The 23,024-nt window shown below is 68.3% G+C and carries 25 protein-coding genes and 3 tRNA genes; 14 read left to right on the top strand and 14 right to left on the bottom strand.

The window, feature by feature from the left end:
* The first annotated feature begins 322 nt into the window (after positions 1 to 322).
* On the top strand, positions 323 to 1,168 hold the full coding sequence (locus AC069I_RS02705) for a hypothetical protein (protein WP_478234001.1): 846 nt from the start codon (positions 323 to 325) through the stop codon (positions 1,166 to 1,168).
* An 82-nt stretch (positions 1,169 to 1,250) separates the two neighbouring features.
* On the opposite strand, the gene AC069I_RS02710 is transcribed toward AC069I_RS02705, so the two are convergent.
* The 6 genes from AC069I_RS02710 to AC069I_RS02735 all read right to left on the bottom strand — a co-directional run bounded on the left by AC069I_RS02710 (position 1,251) and on the right by AC069I_RS02735 (position 4,864).
* Positions 1,251 to 2,015 carry an alpha/beta fold hydrolase gene (locus AC069I_RS02710; protein ID WP_478234002.1) on the bottom strand — a complete coding sequence of 255 codons (765 nt, stop codon included), beginning with the start codon at positions 2,013 to 2,015 and terminating at the stop codon, positions 1,251 to 1,253.
* 77 nt (positions 2,016 to 2,092) lie between these two features.
* A complete protein-coding gene (gene rplA / locus AC069I_RS02715; RefSeq protein ID WP_007031003.1) occupies positions 2,093 to 2,806 on the bottom strand; it encodes a 50S ribosomal protein L1 in 714 nt (237 codons plus the stop codon).
* A gap of 82 nt (positions 2,807 to 2,888) precedes the next feature.
* Positions 2,889 to 3,323: a 50S ribosomal protein L11 gene (rplK, locus tag AC069I_RS02720; RefSeq protein ID WP_005152062.1), complete on the bottom strand. Its 435-nt coding sequence runs from the start codon at positions 3,321 to 3,323 to the stop codon at positions 2,889 to 2,891.
* Positions 3,324 to 3,401: 78 nt separating this feature from the next.
* A complete protein-coding gene (gene nusG, locus AC069I_RS02725) occupies positions 3,402 to 4,235 on the bottom strand; it encodes a transcription termination/antitermination protein NusG (RefSeq protein ID WP_478224947.1) in 834 nt (277 codons plus the stop codon).
* Positions 4,236 to 4,311: 76 nt separating this feature from the next.
* Positions 4,312 to 4,764 (bottom strand): preprotein translocase subunit SecE, encoded by a 453-nt coding sequence (gene secE / locus AC069I_RS02730; RefSeq protein WP_007031001.1) that lies wholly within the window; start codon positions 4,762 to 4,764, stop codon positions 4,312 to 4,314.
* 27 nt (positions 4,765 to 4,791) lie between these two features.
* A tRNA-Trp gene (locus AC069I_RS02735) sits at positions 4,792 to 4,864 on the bottom strand.
* A gap of 206 nt (positions 4,865 to 5,070) precedes the next feature.
* Here AC069I_RS02735 and AC069I_RS02740 point away from each other — a divergent pair.
* Complete coding sequence (locus AC069I_RS02740; RefSeq protein WP_478224946.1) at positions 5,071 to 6,300, top strand: pyridoxal phosphate-dependent aminotransferase; 1,230 nt, start codon at positions 5,071 to 5,073, stop codon at positions 6,298 to 6,300.
* The gene (locus AC069I_RS02745) at positions 6,297 to 7,193 is read left to right on the top strand and encodes a TIGR03619 family F420-dependent LLM class oxidoreductase (protein ID WP_478264703.1); all 897 of its coding nucleotides are present in this window, start codon (positions 6,297 to 6,299) and stop codon (positions 7,191 to 7,193) included. The genes AC069I_RS02740 and AC069I_RS02745 overlap by 4 nt, the downstream gene beginning before the upstream one ends.
* A 37-nt stretch (positions 7,194 to 7,230) precedes the next feature.
* On the opposite strand, the gene AC069I_RS02750 is transcribed toward AC069I_RS02745, so the two are convergent.
* Positions 7,231 to 7,440, bottom strand: coding sequence for a hypothetical protein (locus AC069I_RS02750; protein ID WP_478264704.1), 210 nt, complete (start codon positions 7,438 to 7,440; stop codon positions 7,231 to 7,233).
* Between the two features lie 116 nt (positions 7,441 to 7,556).
* Here AC069I_RS02750 and AC069I_RS02755 point away from each other — a divergent pair, with 116 nt between their 5' ends.
* Complete coding sequence (locus tag AC069I_RS02755; RefSeq protein ID WP_478265150.1) at positions 7,557 to 8,489, top strand: SGNH/GDSL hydrolase family protein; 933 nt, start codon at positions 7,557 to 7,559, stop codon at positions 8,487 to 8,489.
* Between the two features lie 298 nt (positions 8,490 to 8,787).
* On the opposite strand, the gene AC069I_RS02760 is transcribed toward AC069I_RS02755, so the two are convergent.
* The 6 genes from AC069I_RS02760 to AC069I_RS02785 form a co-directional block, all read right to left on the bottom strand.
* Positions 8,788 to 9,192, bottom strand: a complete 405-nt coding sequence (locus AC069I_RS02760) for a MaoC/PaaZ C-terminal domain-containing protein (RefSeq protein WP_478224944.1) — start codon at positions 9,190 to 9,192, stop codon at positions 8,788 to 8,790.
* Entirely contained in the window at positions 9,189 to 9,638 is a 450-nt protein-coding gene (locus AC069I_RS02765; protein WP_034304171.1) for a MaoC family dehydratase N-terminal domain-containing protein, read from the bottom strand. Before AC069I_RS02765 ends, AC069I_RS02760 begins: the two co-directional genes overlap by 4 nt.
* 88 nt (positions 9,639 to 9,726) lie before the next feature.
* Positions 9,727 to 9,891, bottom strand: a complete 165-nt coding sequence (gene rpmG, locus AC069I_RS02770; RefSeq protein WP_005152047.1) for a 50S ribosomal protein L33 — start codon at positions 9,889 to 9,891, stop codon at positions 9,727 to 9,729.
* A 45-nt stretch (positions 9,892 to 9,936) separates the two neighbouring features.
* Positions 9,937 to 10,009: transfer RNA gene (locus AC069I_RS02775), tRNA-Met, on the bottom strand.
* A gap of 49 nt (positions 10,010 to 10,058) precedes the next feature.
* Positions 10,059 to 10,131 (bottom strand) — tRNA-Thr (locus AC069I_RS02780).
* Between the two features lie 79 nt (positions 10,132 to 10,210).
* Positions 10,211 to 12,826, bottom strand: coding sequence for a putative bifunctional diguanylate cyclase/phosphodiesterase (locus AC069I_RS02785; protein WP_478224942.1), 2,616 nt, complete (start codon positions 12,824 to 12,826; stop codon positions 10,211 to 10,213).
* Between the two features lie 280 nt (positions 12,827 to 13,106).
* Here AC069I_RS02785 and AC069I_RS02790 point away from each other — a divergent pair, with 280 nt between their 5' ends.
* From AC069I_RS02790 to AC069I_RS02815, 6 genes are all read left to right on the top strand, one after another.
* Positions 13,107 to 14,045 (top strand): GNAT family N-acetyltransferase, encoded by a 939-nt coding sequence (locus AC069I_RS02790; protein WP_478264705.1) that lies wholly within the window; start codon positions 13,107 to 13,109, stop codon positions 14,043 to 14,045.
* 18 nt (positions 14,046 to 14,063) lie between these two features.
* Positions 14,064 to 14,912 carry an SAM-dependent methyltransferase gene (locus tag AC069I_RS02795; protein WP_478264706.1) on the top strand — a complete coding sequence of 283 codons (849 nt, stop codon included), beginning with the start codon at positions 14,064 to 14,066 and terminating at the stop codon, positions 14,910 to 14,912.
* 167 nt (positions 14,913 to 15,079) lie between these two features.
* Positions 15,080 to 17,482, top strand: coding sequence for an endopeptidase La (lon, locus tag AC069I_RS02800; RefSeq protein ID WP_478264707.1), 2,403 nt, complete (start codon positions 15,080 to 15,082; stop codon positions 17,480 to 17,482).
* A gap of 165 nt (positions 17,483 to 17,647) precedes the next feature.
* Positions 17,648 to 17,848, top strand: coding sequence for a hypothetical protein (locus AC069I_RS02805; protein ID WP_478234008.1), 201 nt, complete (start codon positions 17,648 to 17,650; stop codon positions 17,846 to 17,848).
* Positions 17,845 to 18,348, top strand: a complete 504-nt coding sequence (locus AC069I_RS02810; protein ID WP_478264708.1) for a helix-turn-helix domain-containing protein — start codon at positions 17,845 to 17,847, stop codon at positions 18,346 to 18,348. Before AC069I_RS02805 ends, AC069I_RS02810 begins: the two co-directional genes overlap by 4 nt.
* Entirely contained in the window at positions 18,345 to 19,505 is a 1,161-nt protein-coding gene (locus AC069I_RS02815) for an alkaline phosphatase PhoX (RefSeq protein WP_478224936.1), read from the top strand. The genes AC069I_RS02810 and AC069I_RS02815 overlap by 4 nt, the downstream gene beginning before the upstream one ends.
* Before the next feature lie 215 nt (positions 19,506 to 19,720).
* Here AC069I_RS02815 and AC069I_RS02820 read toward each other — a convergent pair whose 3' ends face one another.
* On the bottom strand, positions 19,721 to 20,371 hold the full coding sequence (locus AC069I_RS02820; RefSeq protein ID WP_219146160.1) for a DedA family protein: 651 nt from the start codon (positions 20,369 to 20,371) through the stop codon (positions 19,721 to 19,723).
* Between the two features lie 135 nt (positions 20,372 to 20,506).
* On the opposite strand from AC069I_RS02820, the gene AC069I_RS02825 reads away from it, so the two are divergent.
* From AC069I_RS02825 to AC069I_RS02840, 4 genes are read left to right on the top strand one after another with little or no spacing between them, the layout of a single operon-like run.
* The gene (locus tag AC069I_RS02825; protein WP_478224935.1) at positions 20,507 to 21,658 is read left to right on the top strand and encodes a sensor histidine kinase; all 1,152 of its coding nucleotides are present in this window, start codon (positions 20,507 to 20,509) and stop codon (positions 21,656 to 21,658) included.
* The gene (locus tag AC069I_RS02830) at positions 21,649 to 22,293 is read left to right on the top strand and encodes a response regulator (protein ID WP_478264709.1); all 645 of its coding nucleotides are present in this window, start codon (positions 21,649 to 21,651) and stop codon (positions 22,291 to 22,293) included. The genes AC069I_RS02825 and AC069I_RS02830 overlap by 10 nt, the downstream gene beginning before the upstream one ends.
* Before the next feature lie 44 nt (positions 22,294 to 22,337).
* Positions 22,338 to 22,628, top strand: coding sequence for an ArsR/SmtB family transcription factor (locus AC069I_RS02835; RefSeq protein ID WP_005152025.1), 291 nt, complete (start codon positions 22,338 to 22,340; stop codon positions 22,626 to 22,628).
* Positions 22,625 to 23,014: a VOC family protein gene (locus AC069I_RS02840; protein WP_340684793.1), complete on the top strand. Its 390-nt coding sequence runs from the start codon at positions 22,625 to 22,627 to the stop codon at positions 23,012 to 23,014. Before AC069I_RS02835 ends, AC069I_RS02840 begins: the two co-directional genes overlap by 4 nt.
* Positions 23,015 to 23,024 lie beyond the last annotated feature (10 nt).

Below are 23,024 nucleotides of genomic sequence, written 5' to 3' on the forward strand. Positions count from 1 at the left end.
CTCCTCTCTTGGCTAGTGGTCCACTGGCCTTGAGAGCCCTGAAACGACGAAACGCCCCAGCGCAGACAGGCGCGGGGCGTCAGAGCACACGACGACATGCGTCATGGACGAGCCTCGTTCCTCCTGCGCGGGTCGCCCGCCCTAGCGGGGCCTTCGTTCTCCAGGCCAGATGACCGGGAGAAGACCAGCGGTCTTCGGTAGAACCTTGACAAGAATACGTGACCCTGTTTCGTCCCCGGCGGCACCCCCTGCCAAATCGCGTTTAGCCCGCTAAACGCGACCGGCGGAGTGCGCGGGAGGGCTCGCGAGGCATCATGGTGACGTGGCGGAGCAGCGTGATGACGGAAAGCCGGACAACGAGCCCGGCACGGACATCGAGCCCAAGGCGGGAGGTCAGCCCGCGCCCCGGCTGGACGAGGAACAACTGCGCCAGTTCCAGCAGTTTCAGCAGTTCCAGGACTATCTGAAGTTCACCGAGGCGCAGCAGCAGGGCCTCGTGCCGTCGCAGCCCGCGCAGCCCATGACCCAGCACTACGGAGGACAGCCCCCGGTACCTCCGGGGCCTCCTCCCGGTGAACTCGTCAAGGCCCCTCGGCCGCGTGCGCCGCGCTGGCTGCGCCGTCTGGGCGGGAAGCTCCTCGCCTGGGTGATCGTGATCCTGCTGATCTGCATCGGCGCGACCATCGCCTACCGGCAGATCTTCCCCAGCGACGCGGGGGAGGACACGGCGACGTTCGTCCAGGGCGGCGGGGGCAAGCACCGCACCAACCAGGTGCTTTCGACCAACCCGTGGGAGGCGGTGCGGGCCATCTACGACACGATCGGCAAGCCGTACCCGCCTGCCACCCGCGTCGAAAAGGTCTGCCTGTCGATGAGCGAGCAGGCGCAGGCCCAGTTCGCCCGCGACCTCGGCTACCCGGACTGCGCGACCGCCGTCCCGGCCCTGAACGCGAAGGTCACCGACATCACGCCCTACATTTACGCGGTGCGCCCGATGTCGAGTGTGGTCCCGCGGCAGAACCTGACGATCCACTCGTGCTGGTACACCATCCGCGGTGGCCCCCTGCTGGGCAGCTTCACCCTGCAGGAAGTCGAGATGGGCCAATGGCTGATCACCGGGCACGCGAACTCCCCCAACCCCTGCCCCGCCCCGCCCACGGGCAACTGACCTGGGCGTTTCCACCCCAGATCGCGATTAGGGGGCTAAACGCAGGTGCGCGCCGGATCGCGATTAGGGGGCTAAACGCAGGTCAGAGGTCGTGCGAAGTCAGGAAGCCGGTCAGCGCGGAGCCGAAGGCGGGGTGCATGACGGCGGCCATGTGATCGCCGGGCACGCGGACCAGGCGGGCGCCGGCGATGGCGGCGGCCAGGCGTTCGGGTTCCGCGGCCAGCGGGTCGGTGTCCCCGGCCAGGATCAGGGTCGGCACCGCGATCGCCGTCAGGTCCAGTTTCGGGTTCGCCGTCCCGCGCGCGACGGCCGCCAGCGCGATCCGGTCCGCCCGCAGAGCGTCGGCCAGCATACGAAACGGCGCCGAAGACGGCGGAAGCGTCGAAGGGTCCTCCGCCAGGAGAGCATCGCTGATCGCCTCCGGCGTGACGACGCGGGTGTCCACGCCGCCGAAGTCGACGATCCCCGAACCGACCCCGCCGATCGCGAGACACCGGATCCGCGGGTCGGCGGCCACGGCGCCAAGCGCGATCATCGCGCCCATCGAGTAGCCGACCATCGACACCTCGTCGAGGTTCAGCGTGTCGAGCAGCGCCGACACGTCGCGGACCATCGCATCGTCGCCGTAGCTCGCCTCGTCGTGCGGTTTCGCCGACCGCCCGTGGCCGCGCGCGTCCAGGCTGATCACGGTCAGCCCCGCGTCCTGGAGGGTGTCGACGACGCCCGGCGCGATCCAGTTGGCGTTCGTGTCGGCGGCGAAACCGTGTTGCAGCAGTACCGGACGCCCTCGGCCTTCCCAAACGGTGTAGCTCAGCTGAAGCCCGTCGAACGACGCGAAGGTAGGCATGCCCTCAAGCAAACACGAAAAAGGGGCGGCCCCGCCGTAGCGGGACCGCCCCCTTCTCAGTGATGTCTAACTCAGACTCACGCGTCCTCGGAGAGGAGGTTGCGGGTCCGGGCCGGGTCGACCGGGACACCCGGGCCCATCGTCGTGGAGATCGTGACCTTCTTCAGGTAGCGACCCTTCGCCGACGACGGCTTGGCGCGGAGGATCTCGTCCAGCGCGGCCGCGTAGTTCTCCACCAGCTTCTCGGTGTCGAACGAGGCCTTGCCGATGACGAAGTGCAGGTTGGCCTGCTTGTCCACGCGGAAGTTGATCTTACCGCCCTTGATGTCCGTCACGGCCTTCGCGACCGCGGGGGTCACGGTGCCGGTCTTCGGGTTCGGCATCAGGCCACGCGGGCCGAGGATGCGGGCGATACGGCCGACCTTCGCCATCTGGTCCGGCGTCGCGATCGCGGCGTCGAACTCGAGCCAGCCACCCTGGATGCGCTCGATCAGTTCGTCGGTGCCGACCACGTCCGCGCCGGCGGCCTCGGCCTCGGCGGCCTTGTCACCAACGGCGAAGACAATGACGCGGGCGGTCTTACCGGTGCCGTGCGGCAGGTTCACGGTGCCGCGGACCATCTGGTCGGCCTTGCGAGGGTCGACACCGAGGCGCATGGCGACCTCGACGGTGGCGTCCATCTTCGCGGAGGAAGTCTCCTTGGCCAGCTTCGCGGCCTCGAGCGGGGCGTAGAGCCGCTCGCGGTCCACCAGCTCAAGAGCCTTGCGGTAGGCCTTGCTGTGCTTGGGCATTGCTTCTGTCCTTAACTCTTCAACGGATCAGTGTGGTGTTGGAGCCAGCACTTGGCTCTCCCACGGTGGTGCTGGGTGGAGCTCAGTCGACGACCGTGATGCCCATCGAGCGGGCGGTGCCGGCGATGATCTTCGCGGCCTGGTCGATGTCGTGCGCGTTCAGGTCGGATTCCTTGGTCTTCGCGATGTCGCGGACCTGGTCCCAGGTGACCTTGGCGACCTTGGTCTTGTGCGGCTCGCCGGAACCCTTCTCCACGCCCGCGGCCTTCAGCAGCAGCTTCGCGGCCGGCGGCGTCTTGAGCTTGAAGTCGAACGTGCGGTCTTCGTACACGGAGATCTCGACCGGGACGACGTCCCCGCGCTGCGACTCGGTCGCGGCGTTGTAGGCCTTGCAGAACTCCATGATGTTGACGCCGTGCTGACCCAGCGCGGGGCCGACCGGCGGCGCGGGGTTGGCCGCACCCGCCTTGATCTGCAGCTTGATGATCGCCGCAAGCTTCTTCTTCTTGGGTGGCATTTCGTTTGTTCCTTCTTACTGACTTGAGTCCCCCGCACACCTGCCAGTACGCGGGGACTGCCGGCCGTCTGGCGGCCGTCAGATCTTGGAGACCTGGTTGAACGACAGCTCGACCGGGGTCTCCCGGCCGAAGATCGACACCAGGACCTTCAGCTTCTGTCCGTCCACGTTGACCTCGGAGATCGTCGCGGGCAGCGTCGCGAACGGGCCGTCCATGACGGTGACCGACTCGCCGACCTCGAAGTCCACCTCGACCGCGGGGGCACCCAGCTGCGACTCGGCGGAAGCGGCCTCGCCCTTGCCGGGCTTGGCGGGGGCGGCCGTCTCGACCTTGGGCGCGAGGAACTTGAGCACCTCGTCCACGGTCAGCGGCGACGGACGCGACGTGGCACCGACGAACCCGGTGACACCCGGCGTGTTGCGCACCGCGCTCCACGAGGCGTCGTTCAGGTCCATGCGGACCAGGATGTAGCCGGGCAGCACCTTGCGCTGCACCTGCTTGCGCTGGCCGTTCTTGATCTCGGTGACCTCTTCGGTCGGGACCTCGATCTGGAAGATGTAGTCCTCGACGTCCAGCGTCTGGGTGCGGGTCTCGAGGTTGGTCTTCACCTTGTTCTCGTAACCCGCGTACGAGTGGACGACGTACCACTCACCGGGAGCGGCGTTGAGTTCCGCGCGCAGCTTGGCGACCGGGTCGACGTCCTCGCCGGACTCGGCGGCGGTGTCGTCGGTCTCGACGGGCGCCTCTTCGGCATCCGCGACATCTCCGGCTTCGTCGACCTCGTCGCCTGCGGCGGGCACCTCGACGGAGTCCAGGTGCTCGGACTGCTCGTCGCCGAGTGCCGCGTGCACCTGCTCGTCGGAAAGCTCGGTCAGCTCATGACCGGCTGCTGTGCCGTTGTCGGAGGTCACGTTCCGTCCTCTCAGTTGATCGGTTGCCGTGGCGCAGGCCACCGTGCGGCGCCCTCAGGCACCGCGGCCGGCTGCCTCAGCTGCCGAAGACGGCACCGACGACCTCTTTGAAGGCCAGGTCGAGGCCGCTCACCAGCGCCACCATGAACACCACGAAGACCAGCACCACCGCGGTGTAGGTGACCATCTGCTTGCGGTTCGGCCAGATGACCTTGCGCAGCTCGGCCCAGACCTCACGGATGAAGCGCATGAGCCGGGCGAAGATCGACGCCTGCTTCGGCTTGCGGTCGCGCTTCGGGGTCGCCGTGCCTTTGGCGTCCTTGGACTTCTCGGTCTTGTCCCCGGCCTTCGCCTTGCCGGCGGGGCGGGTCTTGTCGTCCGACTTGGCGTCGGCCTTACCGGACGGGCGCGCGGACGCACGGCGCTCACGCCGGGCAGCGGCGGTCACCGGGCGGGACTGCTCGTCGGGCTTCTGCCCGGCGCCGTCCTGCGCCTTCTCACCGCTGGCGTCGCTGTCGCTCACGACCACTCCTCCGCCTTCACCAGTTCGCTAACGCAGGGGTGACAGGACTTGAACCTGCAACCTGCGGTTTTGGAGACCGCTGCTCTGCCAATTGAGCTACACCCCTTTGGAGCCCCGATGCTCTGGAGCTCCCGAGGACGCATTCCATCGTCCCCACCGCCGTGGCGGGGATGACCGTAGTGCGTTCCAAGACCAGAAGTCTACGGCAACCCCCGAACAGCTTCGCAACCGCGCCCCTCAAAGCGGCGCGGAGCAGCCTTCCGCGGGAAAACTCCCCCACGGCCGACCCCATGATCGTGCCACGATGTCGCCATGAGCGCTCCCGCACCCTCGCCTTCGACGGCAACCCGCGTCTCGGCTCGCATCGGCGGCATCACGCCCTCGGCCACGCTGGCCGTCGACGCGAAGGCCCGGGAGCTCAAGGCGCAGGGCCGTCCGGTGATCGGGTTCGGCGCCGGGCAGCCGGACTTCCCCACCCCGGCCAACGTGCTCGAAGCCGCCGAAGCGGCCGTCCGGGACAAGGTCAATCACGGCTACACGGCCGCGGGCGGGCTGTCGGAGCTGCGCGAGGCGATCGCGGCGAAGACCGTCCGCGACTCCGGGTTCGAGGTCGATCCCAGCCGCGTCCTGGTGACCAACGGCGGCAAGCAGGCGGTCTACTCGGCGTTCGCGACGCTGCTCGACCCCGGCGACGAGGTGCTGCTGCCCGCGCCGTACTGGACGACGTACCCGGAGTCGATCTCCCTCGCCGGCGGCGTCGCGGTGCAGGTCACGGCGGACGAGACGACGGGCTATCTGGTCACCGTCGAGCAGCTCGAAGCCGCCAGGACTCCGCGCACGAAGGTGCTGCTTTTCGTGTCGCCGTCGAACCCGACCGGCGCGGTGTACCCGCGCGAACAGGTCGAGGCGATCGGGCGCTGGGCACACGAGAACGGTCTCTGGGTCATCACCGACGAGATCTACGAGCACCTGGTCTACGACGGTGCCGAAGCGCCCTCGATGCCCGTCCTGGTCCCGGAGCTCGCCGACCGGACGATCGTCCTCAACGGTGTCGCGAAGACGTACTCGATGACCGGCTGGCGGGTGGGCTGGCTGCTCGGTCCGCAAGACGTGGTCAAGGCGGCGACGGCGTACCAGTCGCACTTGTGCGGCAACGTTTCGAACGTGGCGCAACGAGCCGCGCTGGCCGCGGTGAGCGGCCCGCTCGACGCCGTTTTCGCGATGCGCGAAGCCTTCGACTCCCGGCGCCAGAAGGCACTTTCCCTGCTGTCCGAGATCCCTGGCGTCGAGACTCCGGTGCCGCTCGGCGCCTTCTACGTGTACCCGTCGGTGAAAGCCTTGCTAGGTAAGGAAATTCGCGGCGCGCGCCCGGCCGACACGGTGGCGCTGGCCGATCTGATCCTGCGCGAGGCCGAGGTCGCCGTGGTGCCCGGCGAGGCGTTCGGGACCCCTGGCTACTTCCGGATTTCCTATGCGTTGGACGAAAGTGATCTCGCCGAAGGGATCTCCAGGATGGGCAGCCTGCTCGCGGAAGCACGGTGACCGTGATGCGCCTGGGAATCGCCCTTCCGCAATACGGTCCCCTCGCGTCGATGGACGCCGTCACCGGTTTCGCCGCGGCCGCCGAAGAGCTCGGGTACGAGTCCTTGTGGGTCGGGGATCGGGTGCTGGCCCCGGTCTCGCCGTCGGACTTCTACCCCGGCGGCACGCCGGAACGGCCGTACCCGCCCGAGTTCGTCACCTTCGCCGATCCGCTCATCCTGCTGACCGTCGCCGCGAGCGTCACGAACAAGGTCCGGCTGGGCACCAGCACACTCACCGGAACGGTGTATCCGGCCGTCGTGCTCGCCCGGATGCTCACTTCACTGGATCAGGTGAGCGGCGGCCGCCTGGACGTCGGCTTGGGCATCGGCTGGCTTCGCGACGAGTACACGGCGACGGGCACGCCCTGGAAGGGCCGTGGCGGGCAACTGGAGGAGCTTCTCGACGTCCTCGGGAAGTTCTGGACCGGAGACCCTGTCGAGCACGAAGGCGAACGCTGGCGGATCCCGGCGTCGAAGGTCGGCTTGCGACCGGCGCAGAGCCCGCATCCGCCGGTGTTGCTGGGCGGGCTGTCGCCGGTGGCGCTGAATCGCGTCGGCCGCCGCGCGGACGGCTGGCTTCCCGCGGGACTACCCGCGCCGTATCTGGCGAAGCTCTGGGAGACCGTGGTGAGCGCGGCCGAGAAGGCGGGTCGCGATCCCGGCACGCTGCGGCGGGTCCTGCGGATCAACCCGAAGCCCGGAACCGATCTCCAAGACGTCGCCTCGCAGCTGAAGGCGGCTGCCGAAACCGGGATCGCCGAAGCCTTCGTCGACCCGCACTACCTCGCGCGGGACGTCGGCCACGCCCTCGATCTCGCCGCCGAGCTGCGCGACCTCGTCCCCCGCGACTGAAGGCCCTCCCCGTTCGCCGGGAAGGGCCTTCAGCGGCTCAGGATTCGCCGTCGGCGAGCTGAACGAGCGCGTGTGCCTTCGCGGCGTACTTCCTGTTGCCGAGGTCCCGGATGGTCTTGAGCTCGGCGAGGAGTTCGTCGTGCTTCTTGGTCAGGCCTTCGAGAGCGGACGGGGGCGCGTCCAGCAACTCGCTGATCCCTTTGTCCTCCCATGCCTTGTCGACCAGCTTGGTCAAGTTCAGGCTCACGGTTTTCGCCTTTCCTCGGGGCAGGTACGGCATCACCCTGAAAGTGATCCATGTCTCAGGCAACCGGAGATCACCCGTTCACGCGTCGTTCACCGACGAGCGGACCGATGACAAATGTGACCCAGGTCGCGTACAACGAACGGGTGACGCAGCGGAGAACGGGCGGAGGCTGCCTCTTCCTGGTGATCGTGCTGTCCGTCCTGGGGATCGCTTACCACCTGTGGGAGCGTGGGACGTCGGAGACACCTGCGGGAGTCACCGTTTCGGACGGCGCGGGCCGGTACGTGGCGCTGGGTGATTCGTACACGGCGTCGCCGGGCACCGGTCGGCCTGTGGGTGCGCCGCCGGGCTGCGACCGCTCGGACAACAACTACCCGAGCCTGCTCGCCGCGAAGCTGCGCCCGGCCGAGTTCGTCGACGCCAGCTGCGGGGGCGCCACGACCGAACACCTCACCGGTGAGCAGAAGACCCGGGACGGCACGAACGCTCCGCAACTCGACGCCATCGACGGCGACACGACGCTGGTGACCATCGGGATCGGCGGCAACGACGTCGGCTTCGTCGGCTTCGCGAGCCAGTGCGCGACGCAGGTGCAGACCGCTTCGCCCTGCAAGACCCAGCTGACCGCGAGCGGGCGCGACCAGCTGGCCGAACGGATCACCGCCGCGGCGGGGCGGGTCGGCGGAATCCTGGACCAGATCCGCTCGAAAGCCCCGTCGGCGCGCATCGTGGTCGTGGGGTATCCGACGGTGCTTCCGGACGACGACGCCGGCTGCTGGCCGGTCCTGCCCGTCGGCGCGGGGGACGTCGCCTACTTCCGCGACTCGCTGAAACGACTGAACACGGCGCTGCAGGAGACCGCGAAGGAGCACGAAGCGGGCTTCGCCGACATGTCGACAGCGAGCAAGGGGCGGGACATGTGCAGCGCCGCGAACCGGCGCTGGGTCGAAGGCCCTGCTCCCTCCGTGCCCGCGGCGCCGCTGCACCCGAACGCGCGGGGCGCGGAAGGGATGGCGGAGGTCATCGAGAAGCTGCTCAAGCTCGCGTAGGGGTTTCTCCGGACTGGCGAGGCCTCGGGATGCCGAGCTGCATGACCGGACCTTTCATGCGGGACTGTGTGGATTTCGGGTCATCCAACGTCCCAAAATCCACACAGTGGACCTCATTGGTCCGGTCATGCGCCCTTCCGCGGCTTAAAGCTGCGAAGCGACCTTTCGTAGGCTCGCGAAGCTCCTACGCGGCCGACTCCGACTCGCTGACCTGCGGAAAGAGAGCAAGGGACCTTTGCTATCACTTACTTAGGCACGCTAAGCGAGTGATAGCAAAGGTCCCTTGCTCCACTTGAGGTCAGGCGCGGACGACCGCTTGGGCCTTGCCCAGAACGGCCTTGCCCTCGAACTTGGCGGTGATGTCGACGCGGGCGGTGCCGTCGTCGTTGACCACGGCGACCTTCCCGGTGAACTCGATCGTCGCCGCGCCGTCGTTCGGCACGACCACGGGCCGCGTGAAGCGCGCGAAGTAGTCGACGAGGCGGCCGGGGTCGCCGAGCCAGTCGGTGACGAGCCGCGCCCCGAGCGCCATGGTGAGCATCCCGTGCGCGATGACGTCGGGCAGGCCGACCTCCTTGGCGAAGGCCTCGTTCCAGTGGATGGGGTTGAAGTCCAGCGAGGCGCCGGCGTAGCGCACCAGCTGCTCCCGGGTGACCTCGATGGTCAGCGGTGTCAGTTCTTCCCCGACGGTGAACGTGCTCACGCGTCCTCCCCTCGGACCACGAGCTGGGCGTTCGTGGTGGCGATCGGGCCACCGTCGGCGCCGGAGATCTCGGCGCGCAGGTTGATGAAGTCGTTCCCGGCGCGGGTCATGATGTTGTCGATGTACGTGGTGAGCGACAGGACGTCGCCCGCGTGCACCGGCCGCGTGTAGGTGAACCGCTGGTCGCCGTGGACCATCCGCGAATAGTCGAGCCCCAGCTCGGGGTCCGAGACGATCGCGTTGATCGAGGCGAGGTTGATGATCGTCAGGAACGTCGGCGGGGCGATGACGTCGGGGTAGCCGGCCGCCTTCGCCGCTTCGGTGTCGCGGTAGAGCGGGTTCGCGTCGCCGAGCGCGTCGGCGAACTCCCGGATCTTCTCGCGACTCACTTCATAGGTACTGGTCGGCGGGTACACCCGCCCGGTGAACGACTGGTCCAAGGCCACCCGAGCAGGCTACCGAACCCGAAAAATACCCGAAGCCGCCCTGGTGACCAGGACGGCTTCGGGTAAGACAGGTAGAACCGCTAGACGCTCAGCGGGTCTCTTTGTGAGTCCGGTGCGTACCGCAGTTCGGGCAGAACTTCTTCATCTCCAGGCGATCCGGGTTGTTGCGCCGGTTCTTCTTGGTGATGTAGTTGCGGTGCTTGCACTCCTCACACGCGAGCGTGATCTTCGGTCGCACGTCAGTGGCAGCCACAGCATTTCCTTCTCTACTAGGCCTGGGATACCCAGGATTACCGCGTAGCGGTGGCCGGACTTGAACCGGCGACACAGCGATTATGAGCCGCTTGCTCTGCCAGCTGAGCTACACCGCCTTACATGAACCTGGCCGCGACACGCTTACGTGACGCGGCTGAGGTCGCGAGCCCCTTTACGGAATCGAACCGTAGACCTTCTCCTTACCATGGAGACGCTCTGCCGACTGAGCTAAAGGGGCCTTGCCTCTCGCGAGGACTTGGAAAGATTACCAACTTCGGAGGACCCCGATTTCAGGGGGGTCCCCTTACCGCAAAACCTCAGGTCAGCAGGGTCAGGACGGTCTCGGAGTGCCGCCCCGGCGAGCGTGCCGTGCGGGCCTGCAGCCACGCCTCCAGGCGGTCCTCCGGCAGCGGCCGCGAGATGAGGTAGCCCTGCGCCACGTCACACCCCATCGCCTCGAGCTGATCCCGCGCGACGTCTTCCTCGACACCCTCCGCCACGACCGTGAGGCCGAGCGAATGGCCCAGTTCGACGATGGAGCGCACGACGGCGAGGTCGCCGAGGTCGGTGCCCATGCCGAGGACGAAGCTCTTGTCGATCTTGACCTGGTCGACCGGGAGCTGCCGCAGGTACGCCAGGGACGAGTAGCCGGTGCCGAAGTCGTCGACGGCGAGCACGATGCCCAGGGAGTGCAGCTCCCGCAGGATCGGCAGTGCCTTCTGCGGGTCGGACATCACACCGGACTCGGTCAGCTCGAAGGTGAGCAGCTCGGGCGGGATGCCGAAACGGTCGAGTTCGCGCGCGACCTTCGTCGGGAAGTCCTCGTCGGCCAGGTTCCGGACCGACAGGTTCACCGCGGCGGAGATGCGCAGACCCTCGTCGAGCCACTTGCGCACGCGCTTCAACGACTCTTCGAGCACGAACGACGTCAGGACGCCGATGAGGCCGGCCGCTTCGATCGCCGGGACGAACTCGTCGGGGCCGAGCCTGCCGAACTCCGGATGCACCCAGCGCACGAGCGCCTCGACGCCTTGGATCTGCCGGTTCGGCAAGGTGATCTTCGGCTGGTAGTGGACGCTCAGCTGGCCTTCTTCCAGCGACTGCCGGAACTGCGTGACCATTTGGAACCGGCGCATGAAGATCTGGCCCATGCTGGCCATGTAGCCGCGGACCTCTTCGCCGCCCTTGGTCGCGCGGACGGCGACGTCGGCGCGCTGCAGGAGCCCGTCGACGTCGACCTGTTCGTCGTCTTCCGCCGACGAAGTGGCGTAGCCGATCATCGCGTTGGCTTCGACGGAAAGCCGGTCCACCGGATACGGGGCGACGAGTTCCGCGCGCAGCAGTTCCGCGGAGGCCTGGGCGCGTTCCGGCGCGCAGCCGACAAGGAGCGCCGCGAAGGACGCGCCTTCGAGCCTGGCGAGCGGGACGTCGGGGCCGAGCGCGTCGCGGATCCGGCGGCCCGCGGCGATGACCATCCGGTCGGCCCAGACGTAGCCGAGGGCGTCGCTGACGGTGGAGAAGACGTCGAGGTCGATCCGGAGCACGACCGCGTTGGCCTGTTCCCGCAACGGTTCCTTGGCGACCTGGCGGAAGCCCGGCCGGTTGAGCAGGCCGGTCAGCGGATCGTGGTAGGCGTCGTGGCGCAGGGTCGCGAGCAGGCGCCGATTGTCCAGCGACGTCGCGAGGTGGCTGGCCATCGTGCCGAGCAGCTGGACGTCGTACTTGCCGAACCCGCGCCAGCGGGACAGCCTGTCGTGCGCTTCGACGACGCCGAGGAGCTGGTTCGCGCTGCGCAACGGGACGACCAGCGCCTCCTGCGCGCCACGGTCGAGCAACGCGGAACGGACGTCGGGATTGGCTTCGGTGATCCGGAAGTGCCGGACGTGCGCGCCGGGCAGGCGCAGCAGCGGGTCGTCGGCGGCCGGGTCGACGGGTGGCAGTTCGTCGCCCGCGACGACCATCCGCATGGTGTCCTTCGGTTCCAGCCGGAGCCTGAGCACGACCCGGCCGGCGGCGAGCTGGTCCTTGATGCGTTCGGCGATGGTCGCCCATTCGCGGACGTCGACACCGCCGACGAGTTCGTCGGCTCGCCCGGCGGGCCGCGCGGCGGCCTGTTGACCGGATCGCGCGACCATCAGGCTGACGTCGGACAGCGCTTCCATGTCGCGCTGCTCGCGGAGCAGGTCGGAGTACGCCCAGTACAAAGCGGTGAGCCCGAGGAACACCGCCAGCACGAGCGGCCAGGCCTTCGGCGTCCCGGAAATGACCAAATATCCGGAAAGGCCGACCGAAGCGTTGACGAAGCCGACGACGAGGATGCGGCCGGTCAAGCGGATCGCGGTGCTGACCCGCATGCGGCGGCGCAGCACGCGGACGGCGGCGAGCGCGAGCAGCGTGCTGACCAGCGGCGCGGTCAGAGTGCCCGCCAGCGCGGCGATCCAGGTCATGTCGTGGGCGCCGGAGGCCTGTTTCACCAGCCCTGCCACGGCGAACGCGCCGGTGATCTCCAGCAGGAAGGCGCCGGCGTTGTAGAGCACGCGGCCCGCGACCTTGCGGGCCAGCAATGTCCCGATGCCCGCCGCGAGGTGGGCGGCGAGCACGACTTCGAAGGGAGCGACGAAGAAGCCGATGACCAGCGGGATCTCGGTGAACGAGATCGTCCACGAGATACCGCTGCGGACGTCGACGTTGATGCCGAGCTGTTCGGCGAGGAGGAACGCGAGCGCGAGAATCGGCCCGATCCACAACAGGTCGTCCGAAGCCTCGAAGTCCAGCCAGAGGCTGACCGCGGCCGCGGCGGCGATGCCCATGGTGAGTACCGCGAAGGTGTAGACGCGGAACCGTCGCTCGTCGGTACGAGCCTCCGTAACGGCGCCTCCCTTGCCCGCCGGCGCCTGTGCGGCGCTCCCGGGCCTGCCGTTCGTGTCCGGCATCCGACCTTCCTTCCCGGCTGCCCAACCGGTCTTGTCCTACCGCGACCTCGGGGACGAGGGCAATACAGTACCCCGGAGGGCGTACCCGAGTCCCATTCGAGACAGTATGAGATCACCCCAGGGTTAACAATGGGCGCGTCCCGCTGACCTGCGTGGACCAAGGGGTGAAATGGGAGCGTTATTCGCGTTCCTTCCGACTACCGGAAGTCACCTGGCGCCACGCCCCGGCCAATCTCGTGAAGTTCCCGGCGGACCCATCAGTAGGGGCTTGAATAGCCCTATGAATAGCCATGCCATCGCCGCCGGGCACGCCGAGCGGCTCGCCACCGTGGACGCCCTGCTCCCCGAAATGCCTGCACTGGAGCCTGTCGAAGGCTCCGTGTCACTCTCCGCGACGGCAGGCGAGTCGGCCGCCGCCGGATTGTCGGTACGGACCGAGACGCGCCCCGATTCTGTTGACTCTCCGTGGCGGGCGCTCGTCGAGCATCGCCTCGAAGCGCGGCTCACCGGCCCTCGTCCGGAAGCTGCCCTTGACGCATTACTCACCCGATGGGATGAACATCTGAAGACCGTCGCCCCACCTGGGGATGTCGAGACCGCGGCGACCGTGGTGCGGCCCAGCCGGGACTCCCCCGGCTCGGCCGAATTGCTGCGCCGCGGCTTCGCGCCGGTGCTGGTGATCGCGGTCCGCCCGGCCGACCGGCTCGCCGTGACGGGGCCGCCCGCCACTCCCGGAGTGCACATCCGGCCCGCCGAAGCGGATGATCTCGAAACCGCCGTCGGACTCGAACTGGAATTGCAGCGTTATGACGCGCAGTTCGGTTCTGTCACTTTGCGCGAGGGCGCGGAGGAAACGATCACGGCGGAGCTGTCGAAACATCTGGGCCGGGAAAATCCGACATTGTGGATCGCCGAGCTGTACGGACGTCCGCTGGGCATGGTGCGGGTGCAGTTCCCCGGTGAGACGGCGTGGATCGGCGGCCGGGTCGCGGCCGACCGGGTCGGCTACCTGTCGTCCCTGGCGGTGGCCGAACCCGCGCGATCGAGCGGGGTGGGGACGGCGCTCGCCGCGCACGCGCACCAGGTCTTCGACGAATGCGGCACCGAAGCCGTGCTGCTGCACCACGCGTTGGCCAACCCACGATCGACGCCGTTCTGGTACGCGCAGGGCTACCGGCCGCTCGGGACGTACTGGCAGCGCCGACCCGCGGTGCCCTGATCCCGATAGGCTCATTTCGTGAAGAGGGACGATGACGCGGCCCCGGTGGCGCCGACCGGGGTCGACACCGAAAAGCCGTCCGCGGCGAGGATCTACGACTGGTTCCTCGGCGGGACCCACAACTGGGCGGTCGACCGCGAGTTCGCCCGCGCGCTGGAAAAGCAGTGGCGGTGGGTCAAACCGGGCGCGCGGCACAACCGCGAGTTCATGAACCGGGTCGTGCGCGCGGCGCTGAACGCCGGGATCCGGCAATTCATCGATCTGGGCTCCGGTGTCCCGACCGCCGGGAACGTGCACGAGATCGTCCAGGAGGAACTGGAGCCGGGCGATACGGCGAAGGTCGTGTACGTCGACTACGAGCCGGTGGCGGTGGCGCACGCGGAGCTGATCCTCGAACGGCACGAGGCGACCGGCTGGGCCGGGATCGTCCAGGCGGACATGCGGCGGGCGAAGGACGTCCTGCGGCATCCCGAGACGCTGCGGCTGATCGATTTCGACCAGCCGGTGTGCCTGATGATGATGGCCGTCCTGCATTTCGCCGGGCCGCACGACGATCCGCCCGCGCTGGTCGCGACCTACCGGAACGCGCTGGCGCCGGGTAGCTGGCTGGGGCTGTCGCACATGAGCTTCGGCGGCCAGACGGGCGAGGACGCCGACGGGCTCCACTGGATGGTCGAGCAGTACCGGAAGACGAGCAACCCCGTGTGGATGCGGGATCGCGAAGAGATCGAGCCGCTCTTCGGGGATTGGCCGTTGCTGGAGCCCGGCGTCGTCCACCTGCCCGACTGGCGGCCGGTGCGGGAGCTGCGGCGGGACGAAGAAGGCGCCCGGCCGTTCGCCTGGTGCGGGGTCGCCGTCCACCCCTGACATCCGACCTTTGATCCCAACGCGTCGCGTTTAGCAGGCTAAACGCGACGCGTTGGGCATTAGAGGTCGGAGGAGTGGGTGATCGCTGACGGCGAACGCGGAAAGGAAACAAACGGGTCGATCGGAGAGTTGAGCTAGGCAGACTCAACTAACCGAGGAGTGCACAGATGACCGACAACCGCCTCCTGCCCGTCCTCCCGCTCGATGACGACGTCGTGCTGCCGGGCATGATCGTCCCGCTCGACCTCGCCGACACGGAGACGCGCGCCGCGGTGGAGTCCGCCCAGGCCAACGCGCCTGCCCAGGCTTCCTTCCCGGGGATCCGGTCCAGTGCCGCCACGAAGGCCGAAGTGCTGATCGTCCCCCGAGTCCACGGCGAGTACGCCGAACTCGGCACCATCGCGACCGTCGAGCGCATCGGGCGCGTGCCCGGCGGCAAGACCGCGGTGTTGCTGCGCGGCACCCGCCGCGCCGTCGTCGGCCGCATCGCCGACGGACCCGGCGCCGCCCGCTGGGTGCACGCCGAGGTCGCCACCGAGACCACCGACGACAACGCCGCGAAACTCGCGTCCGAGTACAAGTCCGTCGTCATCGCGATCCTCCAGCAGCGCGGCGGCTGGCAGATGATCGACGCCGTCCAGGAGGTCGAAGACCCGTCCGCGGTCGCCGACCTGGCAGGCAACTCGTCCTACCTCAAGACCGAGCAGAAGCTCGAACTGCTGACCACGCTCGATGTCTCCACGCGACTGGAGAAGGCCCTCGAATGGAGCCGCGAGCAGCTGGCCGAGCTCGAGGTGACCGACACCATCCGCAAGGACGTCCAGGAGGGCATGGAGAAGCAGCAGAAGGAGTTCCTGCTGCGCCGCCAGCTCGAAGCGATCCGCAAGGAGCTGGGCGAGCTCGACGGCACCGCCAACGACGACGACTACCGCGCCCGCGTCGAGGCCGCCGAGCTGCCGGACGCGGTCAAGAAGGCCGCACTGTCCGAAGTGGACAAACTGGAGCGGACCTCCGACCAGTCCCCCGAGGGCGGCTGGATCCGCACGTGGCTGGACACCGTCCTCGAACTGCCGTGGAACGAGCGCACCACCGACGTCCACGACATCGCGGCGGCGCGCGACATCCTCGACGCCGACCACGCCGGTCTCGACGACGTGAAGGAACGCATCATCGAGTACCTGGCCGTGCGCAAACGTCGCGCGGAGTCCGGACTCGGCCCGGTCGGCGGCCGTCGTTCGGGCGCGATGCTGGCGCTCGCCGGTCCTCCCGGGGTCGGCAAGACGTCGCTCGGCGAGTCCGTGGCGAAGGCGATGGGCCGCAAGTTCGTCCGGGTCGCGCTCGGCGGCATCCGCGACGAGGCCGAGATCCGCGGTCACCGCCGCACCTACGTCGGCGCGCTGCCCGGCCGGATCGTCCGCGCCATCAAGGAAGCGGGCTCGATGAACCCGGTCGTGCTGCTCGACGAGATCGACAAGGTCGGCGCCGACTACCGCGGCGACCCGACGGCCGCGTTGCTGGAGGTGCTGGACCCGGAGCAGAACCACACCTTCCGCGACCACTACCTCGAGGTCGAGCTCGACCTGTCCGACGTCGTGTTCCTGGCGACGGCGAACGCGCTCGAGACCATCCCCGGCCCGCTGCTGGACCGGATGGAGCTGGTCACCCTCGACGGCTACACCGAGCACGAGAAGGTGACGATCGCCCGCGACCACCTGCTCCCCCGCGAGCTGGAGCGCGCCGGCCTCGGCAAGGACGACGTCACGCTGACCGACGGCGCGTTCAGCCGCATCGCCGCCGAGTACACGCGGGAAGCCGGGGTGCGCAACGCGAACCGGACCATCGCGAAGGTGCTGCGGAAGGTGGCGACCAAGGTCGCCCTCGACGAGGTCGAGCTGCCGCTGACGATCGACGCCGACGGGCTCGAGACCTACCTCGGCCGTCCTCGGCACCTGCCGGAGTCCTCGCTGCCCGCGTCGACACAGCGAACGTCGACCCCGGGCGTGGCGACCGGGCTGGCCGTGACCGGCGCCGGCGGTGACGTCCTCTACATCGAGGCGTCGCTGGCGGATCCGGAGTCGGGCTCGACCGGGCTGTCGCTGACCGGTCAGCTGGGTGACGTGATGAAGGAGTCGGTGCAGATCGCGTTGTCGTACCTGCGCTCGCGCGGCGCCGAGCTGGAACTGCCGGTCGGCGACCTGAAGGACCGCGGCATCCACGTGCACGTCCCCGCGGGCGCGGTGCCCAAGGACGGGCCGAGCGCCGGCATCACGATGACGACCGCGCTGGCGTCCCTGCTTTCGGGCCGGGTCGTGAAGTCGGACGTCGCGATGACCGGTGAGGTGTCGCTGACCGGGCGCGTGCTGCCGATCGGCGGGGTCAAGCAGAAGCTGCTGGCCGCGCACCGGGCGGGGATGAAGACGGTGATCATCCCGCAGCGCAACGAACCTGATCTGGACGATGTCCCGGCCGAAGTGCTGGCACAGCTGGACGTCCACGCCGTGGCGAACGTCCGCGACGTCCTGGACATCGCGCTGGCCCCGGCGACGGCTCCGGTCGCCCAAGCGGCGTAACAGCGCGAGGCCGAAGCCCCGGATCCCCCAAGGATCCGGGGCTTTCGGCTTTCCGAGATCCGGACGAACCCGGACATTACCTCACCTTAAACTCCCTATCACGTTTTGATAACGTGTATTGCGTGCCACCCAGCCGGGGTGCGTGATCCTTGAGAGGGCAAGGTCATGAGTCAAGGAATTCTTTCCCCGTTGCGGCCGAGGCGCAGGTGCGTTTCGGCCGGTCAGATCGTCTGTCTGAGCATTCTCACCGGTTTCACCGCGGCACTGACCTTCGCCGGCACCAGTGCCTCGATCGCCGCGGGCATCGCCATCGCCCTGTTCGGCGCCGTTCTCCGTCACCCCGCGCCCGCCAGGGCACGCCGATGAACACCGAATCGGAGTTCATGGCGCGACTGCGCGAACTTCGCGACCGAAGCGGCCTCAGCATCCGCACGCTGGCCACCGCGACCGGCTGGTCCCGCAGCACCTTGGCCGACATGCTGGCCCGGAACACCTTGCCCGGCAACGAAAACCAGATGAGGATTCTGCTGCACGCCCTGCTCCGGGCGGTTCCCGGAGAGCCGGGAATCGACGAGTATCTCGCCGACTGGCGTCACCTGATCGGACGTCGCCACCACCGCAATGGCGGATGCGCGCCGATCGACCGGATACTCGTCGCACTGGAAATCGCCGCACAACGCGGGGGCACCGACGCGCCGGGTCTCCGCAAAGCCAAGGAAATAGTGTTGAGCGAGGGTTCCCTACGAAAGTCGCCTCGTCGCGGTGAATATGCCGCGAATTCACCCGGAAGTCCCGTTCCGCCCGTACTCTCCGACCCGCTCCTTCCCGCACCACCACATCAGCGGATGTCTCGGAGGCATGAGTGAAGCGACGGAATTTCCTGCGCGCGGCCGTGGTCGGCGCCGGTGTCACGGCGTTCGGAAACCGGCTCTCGGGGGCGGCCCTCGCCGCCCCCGCCCAGAACGGACCCAGCCCGTACGGCGCGCTCCAGGCGGCCGACGCGAACGGGATCCAGCTGCCGGCGGGATTCACCAGCCGCGTCATCGCGAGGTCCGGCCAGAAGGTCGCGAACACCGGGTACACCTGGCACAGCGCCCCGGACGGCGGCGCGGTGTTCGCCGACGGCAGCGGCTGGATCTACGTGTCGAATTCGGAGATCACGCCCGGCGGCGGGGCGAGCGCGGTCAAATTCGATGCGAGCGGGAACATCACCGGCGCCCATCGCATCCTGGCGAATACGCGCCAGAACTGCGCGGGCGGCAAGACTCCTTGGAACACCTGGCTTTCCTGTGAGGAGATCGACCTCGGGTTCGTCTACGAGTGCCAGCCGAACGGTCCGGCCACGGCCGCCGTCCAGCGGCCCGCGATGGGGAAGTTCAAGCACGAAGCCGCGGCGGCCGACCCGGTGCGCAAGGTCGTCTACCTGACCGAGGACACCTCGGACGGCTGCTTTTACCGCTTCGTCCCGACGACCTGGGGCAACCTCTCCGCCGGAACGCTGCAGGTGCTGAAGGCGGGTACGGCGACCTCCGGCAGCTTCACCTGGGCGAACGTGCCCGACCCCGACGGCTCTCCCACCGCCACCCGCAACCAGGTGTCCGGTGCGAAGCGGTTCTCCGGCGGCGAAGGCCTGCACTACGCCAACGACACCGCGTGGTTCACCACCAAGGGCGACAACCGCGTCTGGCAGCTCAACCTGACCAACAACACCTACGAGCTGGCCTACGACGACTCGCTGGTCAGCCCCGGCTCGGCGCCGCTGACCGGCGTCGACAACGTCACCGGCACCTCTTCGGGTGACCTGTTCGTCGCCGAAGACGGCGGCAACATGGAGATCTGCATCATCACGCCGAACGACATCGTGGCGCCGTTCCTGCGGATCAACGGCCAGAGCTCGTCGGAGATCTGTGGCCCCGCGTTCACGCCGGCGGGGAACCGGCTGTACTTCTCGTCGCAACGCGGCACCTCCGGTTCGTCCTCCGGCGGGATCACCTACGAGGTGACCGGCCCCTTCCGTTCCTGAGTGCCTGTTGGTGAACCCGCACCGCGATCGACGTCGGCAGGGCGACCTGATCAACCCTCTCCCGTTGACAGGCAAGGGCGCCCTGCCACCGCGATAGCGGGGCCTTCGGCCGGGCGGGTTCACGCGTTGTGTCCCTTCTCCGAGTCCATCCTCAGCTCCGCCAACAGGCTCTGACACCGCGTGCGGGGCGCCCGGCCGGGCGCCCCGCCACCGGCTCAGGCGTTGGTGCGGTTCTTCTCACGCAGGCGGTTCACCACGAAGAGGGTCAGCGCGACCCCGACGGCGGCGATCACGAAGTACTGGAAGAACCCGGCGTACTCCTCGACCAGGTGCCAGCTCTCCCCGAGGCCGTAGCCCGCCAGCACGAACACCGTGTTCCAGATCAGGCTGCCCAGCGTGGTCAGGGCCAGGAACCGCCAGAACGGCATGCGCTCGATCCCGGCGGGCAGCGAGATGAGGCTGCGGAAGATCGGCACCATCCTGCCGAAGAACACCGCCTTGGTGCCGTGTTTCTGGAACCAGGCCTCGGTCTTGTCGAAGTCGGACGTCTTGACCAGCGGGATCTTCGCCATCCAGCGGCGCGTGCGGTCTCGGCCGAGCAGGAGGCCGAGGTAGTACACGATGATGGCGCCCGCGACCGAGCCGAAGGTCGTCCACACCAGCGCTTCCACGAGGGTGAACGTGCCCTGGCTGGCGGAGAACCCGGCGAGCGGGAGCACCAGTTCGCTGGGGATCGGCGGGAACAGGTTGTCCAGGCCGACGATGATCGCGGCGCCCGGACCGCCCAGCGCGTCCATCAGTGACACCGCCCAGCCGGCGAGTCCTCCCATCGGTTCGCTGGCGGTTTGGGCGAGCAGGAGGTTCATGGCGGCCTTTCGTGGTCGTCTGCAGTTGCCAACGAACGTACGAATCACGCGGGTTCCGCACCCTGGGGTGAAGCGGCACAGATCACTGCGGAAAACCTCAATACCGACCTTCGGATACCCCGCTAACCTGGCGCTATGCCTGTTCCGGCAGCGATGCGCCGCTACCTGCGCAAGATGCTCCGCGGCACGCTGGGCCTGGCGATCGGCGCCACGACCGGGGTCGCGGAGTTCTTCTACGTGCTTTTCGGCGGCATCGCGCTCGCGGTTCCCGCGTTGCGGCGGCCCGTCTTCTCCGGCGCCCGCACACTGTCCGAAATGGAGCGACAACGGCTGGAGAAGTACTTCGGCGAGGAGAACGCGACGGATTACTCCGGACGCCGCGCGATGGCCTACCTGGTCCCGCGGTGCGTCATCGGGTTGCTCAGCGCCGGGATCTTCGGCCTGATCCTGCTGGGTGCCGGATCCGGCCTGATCATCGGGTATCAGCTCCTCGACGGCAGGTCGCCCGGCGGTGACGCCCCGGCCGATTGGTACGACCCGGTCACCACCCTGCTCTTCGGCGCGCTGCTCGTTTTCCTTTCCTTGCAAGGGCTCATCGGGGCCGCGACGCTGGACGGCAAGCTGGCGAGGTACTTTTTCGGGCCCAGCAAGAAGGAACAGCTGCGCCGCCGGGTCTCCGAACTCGCGACCAGCCGGGCCGAGGTGGTCGAAGCGGTCAACGGCGAGCGCCGCCGGATCGAACGGGACCTGCACGACGGCGTCCAGCAGCGGCTCGTCGCGCTCGGGATGCTGCTCGGCCGGGCACGGCGGGCCACCGACCCGAAGCGCGCGTCGGATCTGCTGCGGCAGGCGCACGAGGAGTCCCAGCGCGCCCTCGTCGACCTGCGCGAGGTCTCGTGGCGGGTGTATCCGATCGCGCTGGACTCCGACGGGCTGCACCCCGCGCTGGAAGCGCTCGCGGAACGCTCGGGGATACCGGTCCACCTCCGGGTCGACCTGCCGGAACGGCCACCGGCGGCCATCGAGACCGTCGTCTACTTCGTCGCGTCCGAAGCGGTCACCAATACGATCAAGCACGCCGCGGCGACGCGGATCGACATCGAGGCCGAACGGGACGGGGACAGGGTGCGGGTACGGATCACCGATGACGGCACGGGCGGGGCGAGGGAGTCCGGCGGCGGTCTTTCCGGCCTCGCGATGCGCGTCGCGGCCGCGGACGGGCAGTTCACCGTGGACAGTCCGCCCGGCGGGCCGACCGTGGTGACGGCGGTGCTGCCGTGCGCGTGATCCTCGCCGAGGACTCGACCCTGCTGCGCGAGGGGCTGGTCCGGCTGCTGGTCGAGGAGGGGCACGAGGTCGTGGCGTCGGTGGGCGACGGCGACGCGCTCCTCTCGACGACGGCCGCCTATCGGCCGGACGTGATCGTCACCGACGTCCGCATGCCGCCGACCCACACCGACGAGGGTCTTCGCGCGGCGCTCGAGATCCGGAAGCGCTGGCCGGAGATCGGAGTGCTGGTGCTCTCGCAGTACGTCGAGAAGCGCTACGCCACCGAGTTGATCACCGGCGACGGTGAGCGCGTCGGCTATCTCCTGAAGGACAGGGTCGCCCAGGTGGGCGAATTCCTGGACGCGCTCGACCGGGTCGCCGCGGGCGGGGCGGCGTTCGATCCGGAGGTCGTCCGGCGGCTGCTCGCGCGGACCACGCATACCGATCCGCTCGCGAAACTGACCGTCCGCGAGCGTGAAGTGCTGGAGAAAATGGCGCAGGGCCACACGAACGCCGGGATCGCCGAGTCACTGTTCGTGTCACTGAGCGCCGTCGAGAAGCACGTGAACGCCATCTTCGACAAGCTCAGACTGGCCAGCACCGCCGGGTACAGCCGTCGCGTCCTCGCGATCCTGCGGTACCTCGGTTCCTGAACGCCGAATTGACAGGCAAGTGACCGCTTGCCTATAACTGAGGCGTGGACGGCGACCTGTTCAAGGCGATCGGCGACGCGACGCGGCGCACCATCCTGGACGAGCTGACCGAAAAGGACGGTCAGACACTGTTCGAGATCTGCGGCAGGCTGACCATGAAACACGGCCTGGCCTCGTCACGACAGGCCATCTCGCAACATCTCGCGATGCTCGAGCAGGCGGGCCTGGTGCACACCCGGCGGCAGGGCCGCTACAAGTTCCACCACATCGACACGAGCCCGTTGCGGTCGATCGTCGAGCGGTGGCCGATCGACCGAGAGGAACCGAACCCGTGATCCGGATCAACATCACCAGCGTCTTCGTCGACGACCAGGCCAAGGCGCTGGAGTTCTACACCGAAAAGCTGGGTTTCATCAAGAAACACGACGTGCCCACCGGCGACGCCCGCTGGCTCACCGTGGTCTCCCCCGCCAATCCCGACGGTGTCGAGCTGCTGTTGGAACCGGATGGCCACCCCGCGGCGAAGCCGTTCAAGAAGGCACTGACCGACGACGGCATCCCGTTCACCCAGTTCGCCGTCGACGACGTGTACGCCGAGGTCGACCGGCTCAAAGGCCTGGGGGTCCAGTTCACGCAGGACGCTGTCGACATGGGGCCGGTGGTCACCGCCGTCTTCGACGACACCTGCGGCAACCTGATCCAGCTCGCGACGATGAAGTAGCCCCGGACAC

Source organism: Amycolatopsis sp. NPDC043885 (genome assembly GCF_056435685.1).